The organism is Pseudomonas cichorii (genome assembly GCF_003700275.1).
In the GTDB taxonomy this organism is placed as follows: Bacteria; Pseudomonadota; Gammaproteobacteria; order Pseudomonadales; family Pseudomonadaceae; genus Aquipseudomonas; species Aquipseudomonas cichorii_B.
The window spans coordinates 1-16,982 of record NZ_RBRE01000075.1 but is presented as its reverse complement, the minus strand read 5'-3'; the positions used below and the strand labels follow the sequence as shown (position 1 = coordinate 16,982).

Below are 16,982 nucleotides of genomic sequence, written 5' to 3'. Positions count from 1 at the left end.
AGGGCGGGTTACTGCCAGTTGGCGGCAATTACCGGAGACAACTGCTCCTTGTAGTTATCCGGCAACGTCAGTTGGCCAGCCGCTGGTGGCGAGAATGCAGCCATCGCATCCACCAGACCTTGCACCTTGGTGTCGAGCAGTGTCTTGCCATTGCTGGTCTTGAACTGTTCGACATGGGTGGCCGCCCCTGTGTACCAATCCTTGATCACCAGTGCATCGGAGGTTCCGATGACGCTGACTTCCAGGTTGTTGGACACCTTGCGGAACCAGAGCTGATCGGTGGCGATGCCGTCCATGAATCGGGCAACGTCGGTATTGCCGCTGGTCGAGTCATTCTCGACCACCGTATCGACGCCATAGCCACGTCCCAGGATATAGGTATCGTTGCCCGCCCCACCGGTCAGGGTATCGGCCCCGCCCCGTCCGTCCAGCGTGTCGTTGCCAGCACCGGCGCTGAGGCTGTTTGCCGCCGCGTTACCGGTCAGCACGTTGGCGAGGGCATTGCCCGTGCCATTGATGGCGGCAGTGCCGGTCAACGTCAGGTTTTCCAGGTTGTTACCCAGTGTCCAGGTCAAGCCGGACTCGACCGTGTCGGTTCCTTCGTTGGCATTCTCGGTAATGGCGTCGCTGGCATTATCGACCACATAGGTGTCATTACCTGCGCCACCGATGAGCCTGTCAGCGCCTCCCATGCCATCCAGGCGGTCGTTGCCCGCACCACCAGTCAGGGTGTTGACGGCACTGTTTCCGATGAGGATGTTGTCCAGTGCGTTGCCTGTGCCGTTGATAGCCGAAGTGCCGGTCAGGGTCAGGTTCTCGAGATTGGCGCCAAGGGTCCAGGTCAGGCCGGACTCCACGGTATCGGTTCCCTCTCCCGCGTTTTCGGTCAGCACATCGGACGTCGAATCCACCACATAGGTATCGTCACCCGTACCGCCGCGCATGGTGTCGTTGCCTGCACCACCGTTGAGCCGGTCGTTGCCCGCATTGCCGGTCAGAGTGTCGTTGCCAGCTCCACCGTTCAGGGTGTCGTTGCCCGAACGACCGGTCAGGGTGTCCGCTCCCGAGGTGCCGGTCAGCGTCAGGTTCTGTACCGTGACGACAATGTCCAGAACATCAGACGCGGTCAGGCCGCTCTTGTCCCTGGCGACGACCTTGACGCTGGTTGTGCCGATAGCCGTACCCGGTGCCGTGCCGGTGAACTGGCGGGTGGACGTATTGAACGTCAGCCAGGAAGGCAAGGCGCTGCCATCCGCCAGCGTGGCGGTGTAGGTCAGGCTATCGCCGCTGTCGGGATCGCTGAAGGCTCCGCTGGGCACGGTATAGGACAAGACAGCACCCTCGGCCACGCTCTGATCCGCCAGAGCGCTTGCAACCACAGGTGCGCGGTTGGGCTGCGACACGGTCAGGGTCGCATAGGTACCGGCGGCATAGCCGTAGTTGTCCGTTCCCCACAGGATGAACTGCAGGCTACCGACATCGGAGGCCGAAGGCGTACCGGACAGCGTCCGGGTCCTGGCATCGAACTTCAGCCAGGCAGGCACAGCGGAACCGTCGCGCATCTTCACGCTGTAGGTGATGGAGTCCCAGGCATCGGGATCGGTAATGGTGTTTTCCGCAATCGTGTAGCTGAAGGCTGTCCCCTGACTCGCCGTCAAGGTCGGCACGTTGGCGTTGACCACCGGCGACTTGTTATTGGCAGCCCGGCTCACGACTTCCTGCAGTTTGGCCTGATCCCAGACAACGCCATTGGCAAACTCGACCCGCTCGATCTTCTTGTCATAGGTCACGCCGTTGCTGACGGTATTGGCGGCGTAATAGCCCGACAAGGCGATCTGGTCGCTGCTGCCCTTGATCCTCATGAACAGGTGCTCGCCCTGCTGGAAGGCCAGGACGTCGTTATCGCTGATGCCCGAACCGAAACGCAGCGTGTCGACCGCTGTGATGACATCGGTGTTGTCGAGCGTGTCCTGACCATCGCCCAGGTTGAACACATAGACATCGTTGCCGGCACCGCCCGAGAGGAAGTCGTTGCCCAGCAGGCCCGCCAGGACGTTGTCCCCGGCGTTGCCCCACAGTCCGTTGGCCAGTTCGTTACCGGTCAGGAGCAGATTCGCCGAACCATCGGAGGCCATGCGTTCGATATGCGCACCGAGCGTGTAGCTGACGGTGGTGCGAATGAAATCATCGCCTTCGTCCGCTAACTCGATCACCTGATCGTTGATGTTGTCGACCGCGTAATAGTCATCGCCCGCGCCGCCGACCATTGCATCAGCGCCCTGTCCACCGAACAGCGAATCGTTGCCGTTGCCGCCTTCGAGGCGGTCGTTGCCGATACTGCCATCGAGGTAGTCCGCACCATCACCGCCCACCAGCAGGTCATTGCCCGCCTGCCCCCAGATCTGGTCATCGCCGGCGCCGCCATAAATGCGGTCATCCTGATTGCGGTAACCCATGAGCGTGTCGTTACCGCTGGTTCCCAGGGTAATGGCACGCGCCTCGACATCGTTGCCACTGAGTACGCTGCCATCGGCAAACTCAAGGCGTTCCAGCTTGAAGTGTTCGCTCGGTTCCTGATACCAGTTCTGTACGGTAATGGCGTCAGTGCCGTTGCTGTGGCTGATGAGCAAATCGTTGCCGGTCCGGGTGAAACTCAGGCTCTGGAGGCTGATTCCCTCACCAAAGCGTAAAGTGTCAAAGGACGGGGCGATGTTGCTGTAGGCCTGACCAGCCCTGCGCTCGACCAGCAGATCCCGGCCATCGCCAAGATTGAAGAGGTAGGTATCGTCGCCGAAGGAGCCGTAAAGGCTGTCATCGCCGGTGCCGCCGGACAGTGTGTTGGTGTTGCGAATCCATGGGGTGCTGTAGGCCTCCAGAACGTCATTGCCCGCACCACCGGACAGTGTGTCACTGCCCTGGCCACGAAGGATGTCCTGGCCATCGCCACCCAGCAGTTCGCCACTGCCTTCGAGCAGGTCGTCCCCGCTGCCGCCATCGAGCAGTCCGTAACCCTGAAGGGTGTCGTTGCCAGCACCGCCCAGCAGAGTGTCCAGGCCGCTACCGCCGATCAGCAGATCGTCGCCATTGTCACCGTTCAGGGTGTCGTTGCCTGAACTGCCATAGAGCGTGTCATTACCGTCGCCGCCGTTCACCACGTCATTGCCGTCTCCGGCGTCGACGTAATCGTTGCCTGCGCCCGCCGCGATCACGTCATCGTCAACATGGCCTTGAATGGCATCGTCTTTTTCGGTGCCTTCGATTGCCTTGAGCCGGATGGCCTCGATATCCCAGGTCGTGGCGTTGTCGAAGACAAATTGTGCGACTGCAGTCGCTCCAGGCTGGCCGGCCTGATAGGAGAACTGGCCCTGAATGCGAAGCCGGTCGCCAGTGAGCTGATTGATGACCAGAAGGTCCATGCCTTCGCGGCGCAGCAGCAGATCGGTCGGTGCCAGGCCGCTGAAATGCACGCTATCGCTACCGATGCTGTTGAAAATGATGTCATCACCCCAGCCTGAGGCGAATAAATACTGGTCATTGCCGTCGCCACCGTCCAGGCGGTCGTTACCACTGCCGCCAGTGAGCACATCGTTACCCAGGCCACCCAACAGAGTGTCGTTGCCGCTGCCACCCTGCAACGTGTCGTCACCATCACCGGCATCGAGGTAATCGTTACCCTCACCACCATCGACGCTGTCGTTGCCGGCAAAGGAATACACCTCATCGTCGCCACCGCGCGCTTCGATATGATCGTCGGCAGAGTAAGCATGGATCAGATCGGCAGCTTCAGTGCCCTCCAGCGTCAGTTGATGCAGTTGCGCCGGGCTGATAACAGCCTCCAGCCCATCGCCATAGTGCAGATGAATGCCGCCGGACGGTATTTCGTTACTGAAGAAGTCGGCGAGGGACAGCAAATCCTGCGGACTGTCAGGGAAAGAGACATCCAGGCTGGTGCCATTGCGGCGGAACACCAGGGTTTCCAGAGGCAGGTTGGACAGGTAAATGGTGACCACATTCTCGTAGGCATCCATGATGATGTCCTGACCGCCGCCACGGGCAAACAGATAACTGTTGGTGCCACTGCCCCCGTCAAGACGATCATTGCCTTCACCACCTGCCAGGAAATCGTCCCCGGCACCGCCTACCAGATAATCGTTGCCAGTGCCGCCCTGAAGCGTGTCGCGACCCGCGCCGCCATTGAGGGTGTCGTCGCCGGCACCACCGATCAGGGTGTCGTCACCGAGGCCTCCGTCCATCCAGTCACTGCCGTCGCCGCCGTCCAGCAGGTCATTGCCTTCATCGCCGAGCATATTATCGTTGCCGGCTTCGCCATACAGGCTGTCGTTGCCGACACCGCCATTGAGATTGTCCTGGCCATCACCGCCAAACAGGGTGTCGTCGCCAGCGAGCCCGGAGACAAGATCGTCACCGGCCAGGCCACGCAATACGTTGTTGCTTGCATCGCCGATCAGTTCGTCGTCACCGGCGCTGCCTTCCAGCACCTTGAGCCTGATATCCGCAATGCTCCAGAGCGTGCCATCGTTGAAGACAATTTCATCGACCGCCGTGCCATTGCCTGCTTCGGCTGCAAAGTAGTTGGTCAAGCGAATGCTGTCATTGCTTGAGATGGACAGGAGCAGGTCATTGCCTTTGCGTTTGGCGATAACAGATGCCGCCTCGATACCGGCCCCGAACAACAGCCGGTCGCGTTTTATCCCGGATGAATCGGCAGCGTTTTCAATCACGTCATGACCGTGACCAACCTCGAATATGTAGGTATCGCTGCCTCGGCCACCGATCAGGACATCATCACCAATACCACCGGTCAGGACATCGTTGCCATCGTCGCCCATCAGCACGTCATCGCCTGCACCACCGGATAGCTGGTCGTTACCGACCAGGCCATGAATATTGTCATTGCCGGCCAGTGCATCGATCGTGTCATCAGCCAGCGTACCGAACACCAGATCATCCCCTGTGGTGAGGGAACTGTTGGTCAACAGTGTCAGGATCTGTTGCTGGTCGAGGCTGCTGCCGTCCGTGAAGCGGATCGATTCGATGGCGCCAAAATCCAGCGAACCGTCGAAGTTGAAGAAGTTATCGATCTGCAACGAGCCTGCATCGCTGCCGTCGGCATTGCGCACATGAATCCAGACCGTCGTGACATTGCGCGAGAACACCAGGTCGCTCTGGGCAATACCTTGCGCAAAGACGATCTGGTCCAGACCGCCCCAATCCAGGATCTTGTCGTTGCCATGTCCGCGCGCGAAGTGATAGCTATCGTTGCCCGTATAGCCATACATCCCGTCATCACCCTCCAGGCCGTAGAACAGCGCGTCACCGCCCGTGCCATACAGGGTATCTTTGCCGGCGGTGCCTATCAGGCTGGAAAAATCGAAGAATGGCGCCAGTTGCGGACTCGATGCAGCAACATTCTTGAAAACCACATCGCGCTGAGCCCGGTAGGCAGGCGAGTACATGCCCAGGTCAGTCAGCACGCTCACCACGCCCTGAATACGAGCGCTTTGTCCATTGGCAAGCATGCCGTCGAGCTTGCCTTGCAGCGCATCCCAATCCACTGAAATGCCATAGGCATCAGAGCCGAACGCCGTGCGAACGATGTCCAGCTCTGCGGCATATTCGGTCTGTGCAAGAATCTGTGCCGCCGTGAAGCGCTTGAATTCAAGGTACTCGGCGACCAGTACCGGAGCAGCCTGGCCATGCGGGTTGGGATCGCGCTCACCCCAGCACCATAGCCCCATGTAGGCATGGCCCACCAGGTTCTCCAGAGTAACGAGCTGGCGTGCGTCCATGACATGCGAGTAGATTTTCTGGGGATCACGGCTGTAAGGATCGACGTCCTCGGCTCCGGCCCAGCGATAGATCAGGTTATCCAGTAACTGGTCGCGAGTGGTCGCGTCGGTAGCCGACACGTACTGGGCCAGCAATGCCTTCAATTCCGGGTCGAGCACCATGGCCTGATGCAGGTCATGCACCTTGCCAAAGCCTTTGGCGTTGGCCATGAAGTAGACATCGTTGGTAAGCTCGATGTCCCCGCTGTTGACGCGCCGGGAAGCGTCGACCTTGAACCAGACATCCGCTGCGGTCGAGGCCATGCCGTTGGCCAGCATGACCGTACTGATCTGACGGTGCTCGTGACCGTGGGCATCGACCTGGGTCGAATCGGTATAACCGGTGCTGATCGACACTACGCCAGCATCGGCCAGGCTTTGCAGCTCGCCCATATCGCTGGTGCCGTTACCGTTGAGATCGCGCCAGACCTGCAGCGTGGCATAGGAGGCATCCTGGGCATTGATCGTGCCGTCGCCATTGCTGTCGTATTCGGCCAGGGCCTGATAGCCATTCCGGGCTGTCTGGCCATTGTTCAGCAGGCTGTGGTTGCCGAACAGTTCGCTGCCGTTGCTGATACGGCCGTCGCCGTTGCGATCATGCACCAGCAGGCCATCGTCGGGGCTGACCCAGCCGGCCATCTCGCTCAGACCGTCATTATCCAGATCGAAATGGCTCGCCCCGACCGCCAGGGTTTCGATGCCGTCGCCGTCCAGGTCGATGACAATCGGCGAGGTGAGGTTTTCGGCATCGTCGGTTTCGGGCGTTTCTTCTTCCTCTTCTTCCTCAAGCTCCAGAGCAATACCGAGGTTGTAGTTCTGGAAAGCGTTGACGATCAGGCTGCCATTGATGGTCAGTGTGCCGTTCTTGAGCACATAGGTATTGCCGCCACCGTAATAGGTGTCTTCAGGATCTTCCTCTTTGCGCTTGCCGCCGGTAAGTCGCCGATTCTCCAGATAGACTGCGCCCTTGCCGTCCGAGTCGAAGATCACATCGTGAGACTGCGCCTTGTAGATATCAAAACCATTGCCGCCGTTCAGCGTATCGGAGTCGGAACTGCCTCTGTCGCCGCTTTCACTGCCTTGCAGAATATCGTTGCCATCCCCGCCCTCAAGCAGGTCGCTGCCATATCCGCCAATGAGTGTGTCGTTCCCGGCGCCGCCATCAATCGTATCGTTGCCTGAGTTACCGGAAATGTAATCGTTACCGCCTTCGCCCCTCAGAACATTACTTCCCGAGTTCCCAAGGATCCGGTTATCGAGGTCATTGCCTGTTCCATTGATGCTGGCAGTGCCGGTCAGCTCCAGGTTTTCAAATTCATCGGCCAGCTTGAACTCGACACTGGACTTGACGGTATCAGTGCCCTCACCCGCCTTCTCGACAACCGTGTCACCGGCGTCATCCACGACATAGGTATCGTTTCCCGATCCGCCGACCATACGATCGGCCCCCTTGCGGCCATCGAGCTGATCGTTGCCGTCGCCACCATAAAGTTCGTCGTTGGAGTAATTCGTACCGTAAAGGGTATCGTTGCCGTTCCCGGCAATGACCGCAGCACCTTTGTTGATAATCAGCTCGGTGACGTTCTTCAGCGCATAAGGATCGATGACACCGTTGTTGTTGGTGTCCCGTCCGTCATAGACGACATAGCGCCCGTCACTGTCTTCATAGGTAATGATGTCGTTAGTCACCAGCCTTCCAAGAAGGGCAGCGAACTGTGCGGCAAACCATGGCGCGCCGGTACCCAGCAGCAGTGTATTTTCGGCTACGATCCGTTCCTTTTCGCGACTGGCTGCCTCCAGCGAAGCCCAGTCGGCACTGGTCAGATTCAGTCTGTTGGCGACAGTGCCGGTGAACTTTATCGGTACTGTCCGGCCAATACCGGAAGGGTCGATATCCTCTCGGGTCAAGTAGTTGGTTAGTTGGGCAAGCGGCCCGCCGCCTACATAATCGAAGTTGTCGTTTGCAGGCTCGACATAAATATTGGAAATGGAACGTGAACCATCCTCGCCGACATAAAACACGGCATCGGCATTGATTTGATAACCACCGGTACCGAATACATAAGCACGTTCTGCATAATCACTTTCATCGACTCCACGGGTATAGCCACTGACCGCCAGGATGCGCTCACCCTGTGCAATGCCATACAAGTCCAGAAGCTCGGAAGTTGTATAGACACCCGGCGGCAGTTTTTTATCGCCATAATCGTTACTGGCGAGAAACCTGCGAACAATCCTGAACTCTTCGATGCCCACGAAACGTCCCGCTCCGGTGGTCATGTACTCGTTCATATCGACGTAGACGGGATCGCCTTCGGCATTTTTGGGACGAATCAGCTTTTCGTCCTTTAGATTGCCAGGCGGCGTATCCTGATTGAAAAGGTATCTCGATACAATTTGTTGGCTGGTCGGCATGCTCATCATTTATCCCCTGAGTTGATTTTTGTTATGTGGCGTGTTCCTGCCCCACTTTCGCTTTGTTCCGTAAGCACAGCTCCGCACCCCGATGAAACAGCCAGGGAAGTGTGAGTGGCAAACCCTCTGGAAATAGACTCCAGGGTACTTTTCCAGGCCAGCTCTTTAATATGCTGGTAACGCTCTTCGGTTTGGCTGTATTTGTCAGTTCCGCAGCATTCGATAGTGACGAAGGTGGAGGTCACCTTGTAGAAGTGACTTCCGAAGCCTCTTATCCTGTCGTAAAAACTCAACTGATCACGTAGCCGAGGTGAATCCTTTACCAGCACGACATCCCGGGAAAAGGTAAACGTCGATGAGCCACCGCGTTGATCGAAATAACTTACCAATACAAACGGCTCACGCGGATAATCAAGCGCAGTTTCTTCCCTGAGCGGCGCGATGGTTTTTATTGCAAAGTTCTCTACAAAGGATCTTCCATTGCTTTTTGAGGAACGAACTATCTGGACAAGATCATATGTCCCGTTGTCGTCAACAAGCCCTGTCTTTAAAAAATCATTACCATCGTGTCTTTTATAAATATAGCTATTATCAACTTCAAGCCTGACCAGACTTTCCAGAAACCGTTGCCGATGCTCTTTCTCACTCAGCACCCTTCCCTCTGCCAGGCAAAGAACGGCATCGGTCCAGACCAGCCGATAAACAGAAAAGCCGCCCGGCACTGCAATGAGCAGAAATATTACGGTCACTACGATGAATCTGAAGTCTTTCCACAGTGTTCTTTTACGCGCAGCCATACCTGTATTTCCTGTTGAAAATCCACAGCCATGCCGGGGAAGAAGGATCCCTGGTCAATTCCGAATAGATGTAGCGTCAGCTGGCTTATGCCGGCCTGCGGGAGCGGCGCTCACTCCTCAAGACTTCAAGCGCGTCATAGGGCGTTCTTGTACGGTATTCGACTCGCTCCCTGAGTCGTTCAGTCGCTTCGCGATGCTTGTCCTGACTGTCGGCAACAAACTCCTGAGCGGGTTGTTTGGCATGTCGGCCCGCAGCTGAAAACGCCTTTTTGCGTTGGGCTGCATCAAGGCCGAAGAAGTCTGCCAGATGGCCGTCCATTTCGCCGGGTAATTCACGGTAATTCACTGGCAGGCCGTCAAAGGCGCGACAGTATTCATGGCCGAAGTCGAGAGTCCGGCCCAGGCGCTGGGCGATATAGTCCTCACGGGAGTCGGTCAGACATTCTCCGTCCAGAGCACAAGGTCCAATAATCCCCGGCACCATATGCATGCCTGCCAGGCGCATGTGGGAGACGGCTATTTCCAGAGGCTCGCGATACACGAACATCCATGCAACCTCAGGAAAGCATTCATGCAGCAACGGCAGTTCGCCGATGTTCCACGCATCCAGTTTGACCACCAGCGACTGCTCACTGCCAAGTCGCCGTTGGCCATAAGCCGCGAACAATCCGCGCAAGGCGGCGCGCCGGACAGCGGGATCGAGCGCAGCTCTCAACAGTGCATCCAGAGGCGGCGGCTCGGAGATGACGATCACCTCGTCGAGCTGCGCCAGCATCTGGCCGATCAGGGTCGAGCCGCAGCGCGAGGCGTGATAAATGAACGCGCCGGGGACGACACCAGGCATCTGCCAGTCGCATAACACCGCCAGCGGGGTTTCACGGCGAAAGGCCTGATTGAATGGCAACCGCAGCGCATCCTCGACAGCATCGCGAAAGAACGGTTGATCGAGTTTGCGCTCGCCAAACCAGCACCAGTCCACCCGCCATTCTCCGGCGTGCTGCCAGATACGGATCGGCAGCCAGTCTTTCAGGCTGTCCATTGCTGGTTCCATTGGTTGCGCCCCAGCCGCATGGCAGCGCGCACGTCTTCACGAGCAAACTGCAGGCCGTGTTTGGCGCCCAGCGTCAGGCTCAGGGCGATGAAGGTTTCGATATCCTGCTCGGCCTGCAAGGCGCGACACAGCTCGGGCTCACGCTCCAGCAAGGCGCGGAACTGCTTAAAGGCTTCGGCGGCACGTCCCGGACCGGTTGGCGGGGTGCTGGGCAGACCGGCTTCTATCTGCTGTTGCAGCCAGGCATTGGGTCGGCAGTCGAGCACCAGATGAACCCGCTCCTGCCTGCCCCAGTTATCGACGCTGTGCGGCCGGGCCAGATCGAGAAACCAGCATTCGCCCGCACTCATCGGGATGCGCTGGCGGTCCAGCATGAAATCCACGTCCGGTGAGCTGAGCAAGGGAATGTGCAAGCGGCGATCCGCCTGCGGGCCATCCAGATCATAGTCACGATGTTCGTGGATGCGGCCACCCGGCCCCAGGCGCAACAGGCGGGCGCAACGAATATCCACAGGCAGGTCGCGCAAGGCAGCAGCCCAACGCGGGTCACTGCACCATGGATCTCGCAGGATGGGTTCGCCTGTGCCCGGCGATAATTCGGTCAGGGCATCGGCAGCGGAAATCAATGCGACGCCCGACCACTGGCCTTCGTAGTAACCGGCATTGAAATGTGCAGCCCAGGCGTTAGCGCCAATGCGCGAAAGCGCCTGTAACAGCAGCGTCAAATCCACTGTTACAGGCAGGCGGGAACAGAGCGGAAGGCTGCGGCAATCGCCTTGCACGAGCCTGGCTCGCCGTCGTTTCGCTTACCTGGCCGGGGTCTCGGCCACTTTCACCGGTTGGCTGATATTGCCCGCCGACCATTGGGATTCACGCGAAGCCAGGGCCCCGGCGATCACCTGCACGTCGGTCGAAGGCAGTTGTTCCGGCAGCGGATCGAGACCGGCGCTGGCGAAGATCTGCCCGTAGGCATTGCGCAGGTCGGCATAGGCCAGGTCGCGGCGCAGATCGGCCTGCAGGGTATTGAGTTCGCCCTGGATCAGATCCAGTTCGCCAATGCCTGCTGCCTTGTAGCGGTTGCGCAGTTGACCGACGATTTCGCCGTCGATATTCGACAGTTGCTGGCTGGTCTTGAACTGGCGCAGGGCTTCGCGATAGTTGGCGTTGGCCACGTAAAGCTGGGCCAGCACCGCAATCGACATGGCCTGACGACGGGCTGTCGCAACTTCTTCACCGGCCTTGGCCACATCGATGGCTGCTGGCGCGGAGATCACGTTGAACAGGTTCCAGGTGACCTTGACGCCCATGTCAGCCCATTTGTCGTTGACCAGGAACGAGTTGCTGTCGTAATGACCACCGGCAGAAAACTCCAGGCCCGGCAGCATGCGCAGCATGGCCTTGCGGGTTTCGGCAGAGCTGATGCGGGTCTGGTAATCCTGCTCGCGCAGTTCCGGACGGCTGGCCAGCGCTTCGTTTTCCAGAGTTGCCATGTCGACCTTGAGTTCCGGAATCGAATAGTCGTCAGGGGTTGCCAGGGTCAGTTCACTGCCCAGCGGCAGGTTGATCAGGGTTGCCAGTTCGGTCTTGGCCAGCGACAGCGCCTTGCGCTGTTCTTCGAGCTGACGGGTCGCCTGAATCAGCGAGCGCTGGTAGCCCAGTGCCTGGACCGGATCACCGACCCGCTGGGCACTCATCTGCTGGCTGTTGCCTTGAGCCTGTTCGACGCGAACCATCAGGCTGTCGATCTGCTTGAGCAGACGCTCGGCCGCCACCGCACGCCAATAGGCTGAACGTACGTCCTGCACGATGGTGTTGACGACCTTGCGGCGACGTTCCTGCACGATCAGGCGCTGATCGCCCTGCTGCTTGGCGCTGATGTAGCTGACGCCGAAGTCGAGGACGTTCCAGACCATGGTCAGGTCGGCGACACGGCGGCTGCGATCCTGGGAAGTCGACGGTTCCAGAGACTGGGTACCGGTCTCGACACTTTCACTACTCGATGCACTGACATTGCTGCGTCCGGCATAGCCTGCGGACAGGGCCATGCGCGGCAGCATGTCGAAGCTCGCCAGGTCCAGTTGACGCTTGGCCAGGGCTTCTTCCATGATTTTCAGGCGCGCTTCAAGGTTGTACTTGACTGCGCGAGCCATGGCTTGATGCAGGGTCAAGGGACCGTTCAGAGGCTCCTGGTCCTTGTACATCTGTTGCAGATCGCTTTTGGCGCGTTGCTCACTGACGCTGCGGTCGATAGGCTTGCTGGTGACAGCACAACCACTGATTACCAGCGCCAGCAGGCTGACACTGAACAACTTCTGACTTCTTTTCATCCTTACGACCGCCCCTGACTACCCATTCTTTTTTTATAAGCGCCGGCTTGAGCCGACGCACAACTCAAAATTTGCCTCAAGCCTGCACTTCACTGATACCGGCGTGCTCCAAAGCCCATGCTAGTTCATGCAACTGTTTTTGCTCGCTGTCCTTGAGCTGCTGCAACTGCTGATCCAGGGTCAGCGCACCGAAACTGCTGCGCATACCTGACGAGGAATCACTCAACCCACGACCGCCATTATCGAAAGAACTGGTCGTCGAGGTGTCCGCAGAGGCATCACGATTGAAGAGCGTCGAGAAGGTGCTGTTGCCAAACACGCTGCCTTCGCCATTGCCAAAGCCGAGGAAGCCCGCACCCGAACCGACACCGGTAAGGCTTTGCGAAGTGAAGACCTGAGCGATGAAGCTCGGAGCCAGAGCACCGTTATTGATAAAGATATTGCCCACAGCCGGCAGATCACCGCCGGTGGTGCGCTGCTCGAAGAGTGGCGCAAAACTCAGTGGCGAGCCCAGGTTGCCGGTAGGCGGGCCGAACAGTTGAGGCTGCAACGGCAGGTTTGGCTGGCTGATCAACGGCACCGAGTCCGCAATGCGGAACTGCGGGTCGCCGCCCTGGGAAAGCGTCGTGACCGCATAGTTGGCGGAGTTGACGATGCCGACGCCGGTATTGCCTGCCAGATCCGTCACCGTGCTGCTATCGATGGTGATGAAGTTGCTTGCATCGTTGGTGTTGGCATTCGGGGTCAAAGTCGCAGTCCAGGTCTGGCCGCCATCGCTGCTGATCAGGTTGGACAGCGTGCCATTGGCCACACTGAGGTTTGCAAGATCGAAGTTGCTGACTCGCTCACTGAAAGTGAACGTTACCTGAGTGGTCTGACCGGTGGTCAGGTTCGGGTTGGCAAGCACGATGCTCGAAACGGTTGGTCGGGTCCCGTCGAGGCTGTAGTTGCCCGAGTTGGCCACGCCAGTGCCTGCGTTGCCTGCCAGGTCGGTGACGTTGCTGCTGTCCATGACGATGAAATTGCTTGCATCGGAGATGTTGGCAGTCGGGGTCAGGGTTGCCGTCCAGGTCTGGCCGCCATCGCTGGTGATCAGGTTGGACAACGTGCCATTGGCCACGCTGAGGTCCGAAAGATCGAAGTTGGTGACCGGCTCGCTGAAGGTGAAGGTGACCTGTGTGGTCTGGCCAATACCCAGGTTTGGATTGGCGATCACAATGCTCGCAGTAGGACGCGAGGAGTCGATCACGTAATTGCCCGACGAGCTGACACCGCTGCCCACGTTGCCAGCCGCATCGCTTACACCCGACGTATCTAGAGTGATGGCGTTGCTGGCATTGTTGATTCCGGCTGTCGGCGTCAGGGTCGCGGTCCAGGTAATACCGCCGTCGCTGCTGCTGACCGCGCTCAAGGTTCCGTTGGCGACGCTCAGGTCAGCATTGCTGAAACCGCTCACCGCTTCGCTGAAGGTGATGGTCACCAGCGAGCTTTGGCCAATGCCCAGAACGCTGTCGGCGACCACAATCGTGGCCGTCGGACGCTGGGTATCGATGGCGTAATTGTTCGAGACAGTGGTCCCGCTGCCCGAGTTGCCCGAGCCGTTGGTGAAACCGGTGTTGTCCAGGGTAATCAGGTTGGTGCTGTCGGTGATCCCGGCGGTTGGCGTAAAGGTCGCGGTCCAGGTGACACCGCCATCGCTGCTGCTGACTGCGCTCAGGCTGCCGTTGGCGACGCTCAGGTCGGCGTTGTTGAAGCCGTTCACTGCTTCGCTGAAAGTGATGGTCACCAGCGAAGTTTCACCGATGGCCAGATTACTGTCGGCTACCACAATAGTTGCGGTCGGTTGCACTGTGTCGATGGTGAAGTTGCCCGAGTTGGTCGTACCGGTCCCGGCGTTGCCTGCCAGGTCGGTCACGCCAGTGTTATTCAGGCTGATCAGGTTGGTGGTGTCCGCCACGTTGATGTTCGGCGTGAAGGTCGCGGTCCAGGTGATACCGCCATCGCTGCTGCTGACCGCGCTCAGCGTGCCGTTGGGCACACTCAGGTCGGCATTGGTGAAACCGCTCACTGCTTCGCTGAAGGTGATGGTCACCAGTGAGGTTTCACCCACACTCAGGGCGCTGTCGGCAACCACGATGACCGACGTCGGACGCACGGAGTCAATCGCATAGTTGCCCGATACAGTGATCCCGCTGCCCGCGTTACCCGCCGCGTCACTCACCCCGGTGTTGTCCAGAACGATGGAGTTGCTGACGCTGGTCACACCGGCCAACGGCGCCAGGGTCGCGGTCCAGGTGATGCCGCCGTCGCTGCTGCTGACAGCGCTCAAGGTGCCATTGGCAACAGTCAGATCAGCATTGCTGAAGCCGCTCACCGCTTCACTGAAGGTGATGGTCACCAGCGAGGTTTCACCGATCGCCAGAGCATTGTCGGCAACCACGATGGTTGCGGTCGGACGCAGGGTGTCGATGGCGTAATTGTTCGAGGAGGTGATCCCGCTGCCCGAGTTGCCCGAACCATTGGTGAACCCGGTGTTATCCAGGGTAATCAGGTTGGTGCTGTCGGTAATCCCGGTGGTTGGCGTAAAGGTCGCGGTCCAGGTAATACCGCCATCGCTGCTGCTCACTGCACTCAAGGTGCCATTGGCAACAGTCAGGTCAGCATTGCTGAAACCGCTCACCGCCTCGCTGAAGGTGATGGTCACCAGCGAGGTTTCACCGACTCTCAGCGCGTTGTCCGCCACAACGATAGTTGCAGTCGGCTGCAAGGTGTCGATAGTGAAGTTGCCCGAGTTGGTCGTGCCGGTTCCGGTATTGCCTGCCAGATCCGCTATGCCCGCATTGTTCAGGCTGATCAGGTTGGTGGTGTCCGACACGTTGATGTTCGGCGTGTAGGTGGCCGTCCAGGTGATACCGCCATCGCTGCTGCTGACCGTACTCAGCGTGCCGTTGGGCACGCTCAGGTCGGCATTGGTGAAACCGCTCACTGCTTCGCTGAAGGTGATGGTCACCAGCGAGGTTTCACCCACGGACAGAACGTTGTCCGACATGACGATAGTCGAAGTCGGGCGCTGTGTATCGATGGCATAGGCATTGGAAAAGGTGCTGCCGCTGCCCGAGTTGCCCGCTACATCGGTCACGCCAGAGTTGTCCAGAAAGATGTTATTGCTGCTACTGGTTATACCGGCTGCCGGCGTCAGCGTGGCTGTCCAGGTAATACCACCATCGCTGCTGCTGAGCGTACTGAGGGAGGCGTTGATCACAATCAGGTCGGCGTTGGTGAAACCCGTTACGGCTTCACTGAAGGTGACGGTAACCAGCGAAGTCTCACCAAGGGCCAGAGCGCTGTCGGCTACCACGATCGTTGACGTTGGTGACTGGGTATCGATAGCGAAATTGTTGGAGTTGATCAGACCGCTACCGGCATTGCCAGAGGCATTCACCACTCCCGAGGCATCCAGAGTAATGAGGTTGGTGCTGTCGGTAATATTGTTGAAGGGCGTCAGGATCGCAGTCCAGGTCACACCGCCATCGCTACTGCTGAGCCCGCTGACGCTGGAATTGGTAGCGCTCAGGTCTGCGCCGTTGAACCCGGCCACCGCCTCGCTGAAGGTGATGGTCACCAGCGAGCTTTCACCGGCTCTCAGCGAGGTGTCTGCAACCACGATGCTCGCGGTCGGGCGCACGGTACTGATGTTGAAACTGTTCGAGTTGGTCGTACCGGCACCAACGTTGCCTGCCAGATCACTTACACCGGTGTTGGCCAGGGTGATCTGGTTGGCGTTGGCGACCAGATTGGCGTTCGGCGTGTAGGTTGCCGTCCAGGTACTGCCACCGTCACTGCTGCTGACTGTGCTCAGGGTGCCATTGGGTACGTTCAGGTCTGCGTTGGTAAAACCGGTCACCGCTTCACTGAAGGTAATCGTCACCAGGGTAGTTTCACCCGCTGTGAGGACGTTGTCCGCGATTACTACAGTAGCTGTCGGACGCTGCGTGTCGATCGCATAGTTGTTGGAGTTCGTTATGCCTGTGCCGGTGTTGCCGGCCGCATCAGCCACACCGGTATTGTCCAGCGTAATCACGTTGGTGGTGTCGGTAATGTTGTTGGTCGGCGTGAAGGTAGCCGTCCAGACAATATTGTTCGTGGTTGTGACGGCACTCAGGCTGCCATTCACAATGGTCAGATCCGCGTTACTGAAACCGGTCACCGCTTCACTGAAGGTGAAGGTCACCTGCGAGGTCTCACCAATGCTCAGGGCAGCATCCGAGAACACGATAGTGGCTGTCGGACGCAACGTGTCGATTGAGTAATTGGCGGAAATGGTAGTCCCCACTCCGACGTTACCGGACAGATCCTGTACACCCGAATTGTTGAGGGTGATTGAGTTGGTGGCACTGGAAAGGTTGGCCGTAGGCGTCAACGTGCCCGTCCAGGTACGGCCGCCATCGCCGGAAGAAACCGCGCTCAGGGAAGCATTGGCAACTGTCAGGTCGGCGTTGGTGAAGCCGGTGACCTGCTCGCTGAAAGTGATGGTCACCAGCGA

The 16,982-nt window shown here is 58.7% G+C and carries 6 protein-coding genes; all 6 read right to left on the bottom strand.

Annotation, left to right across the window (positions count from 1 at the left end; genetic code table 11):
* Positions 1 to 8 precede the first annotated feature (8 nt).
* Entirely contained in the window at positions 9 to 7,757 is a 7,749-nt protein-coding gene (locus tag ALQ04_RS19635; RefSeq protein WP_122317458.1) for a calcium-binding protein, read from the bottom strand.
* A gap of 512 nt (positions 7,758 to 8,269) precedes the next feature.
* The gene (locus ALQ04_RS19630; protein WP_259645052.1) at positions 8,270 to 9,061 is read right to left on the bottom strand and encodes a hypothetical protein; all 792 of its coding nucleotides are present in this window, start codon (positions 9,059 to 9,061) and stop codon (positions 8,270 to 8,272) included.
* A gap of 85 nt (positions 9,062 to 9,146) precedes the next feature.
* Positions 9,147 to 10,100: a sulfotransferase family protein gene (locus tag ALQ04_RS19625; protein WP_122317402.1), complete on the bottom strand. Its 954-nt coding sequence runs from the start codon at positions 10,098 to 10,100 to the stop codon at positions 9,147 to 9,149.
* Positions 10,088 to 10,843 carry an aspartyl/asparaginyl beta-hydroxylase domain-containing protein gene (locus tag ALQ04_RS19620; RefSeq protein WP_122317401.1) on the bottom strand — a complete coding sequence of 252 codons (756 nt, stop codon included), beginning with the start codon at positions 10,841 to 10,843 and terminating at the stop codon, positions 10,088 to 10,090. The genes ALQ04_RS19625 and ALQ04_RS19620 overlap by 13 nt, the downstream gene beginning before the upstream one ends.
* 75 nt (positions 10,844 to 10,918) lie before the next feature.
* Positions 10,919 to 12,421 (bottom strand): TolC family protein, encoded by a 1,503-nt coding sequence (locus ALQ04_RS19615; protein ID WP_183142229.1) that lies wholly within the window; start codon positions 12,419 to 12,421, stop codon positions 10,919 to 10,921.
* Positions 12,422 to 12,515: 94 nt separating this feature from the next.
* Positions 12,516 to 16,982 (bottom strand): S-layer family protein (locus ALQ04_RS19610; protein ID WP_122317399.1); only part of this gene is annotated, 4,467 nt, incomplete at its 5' end.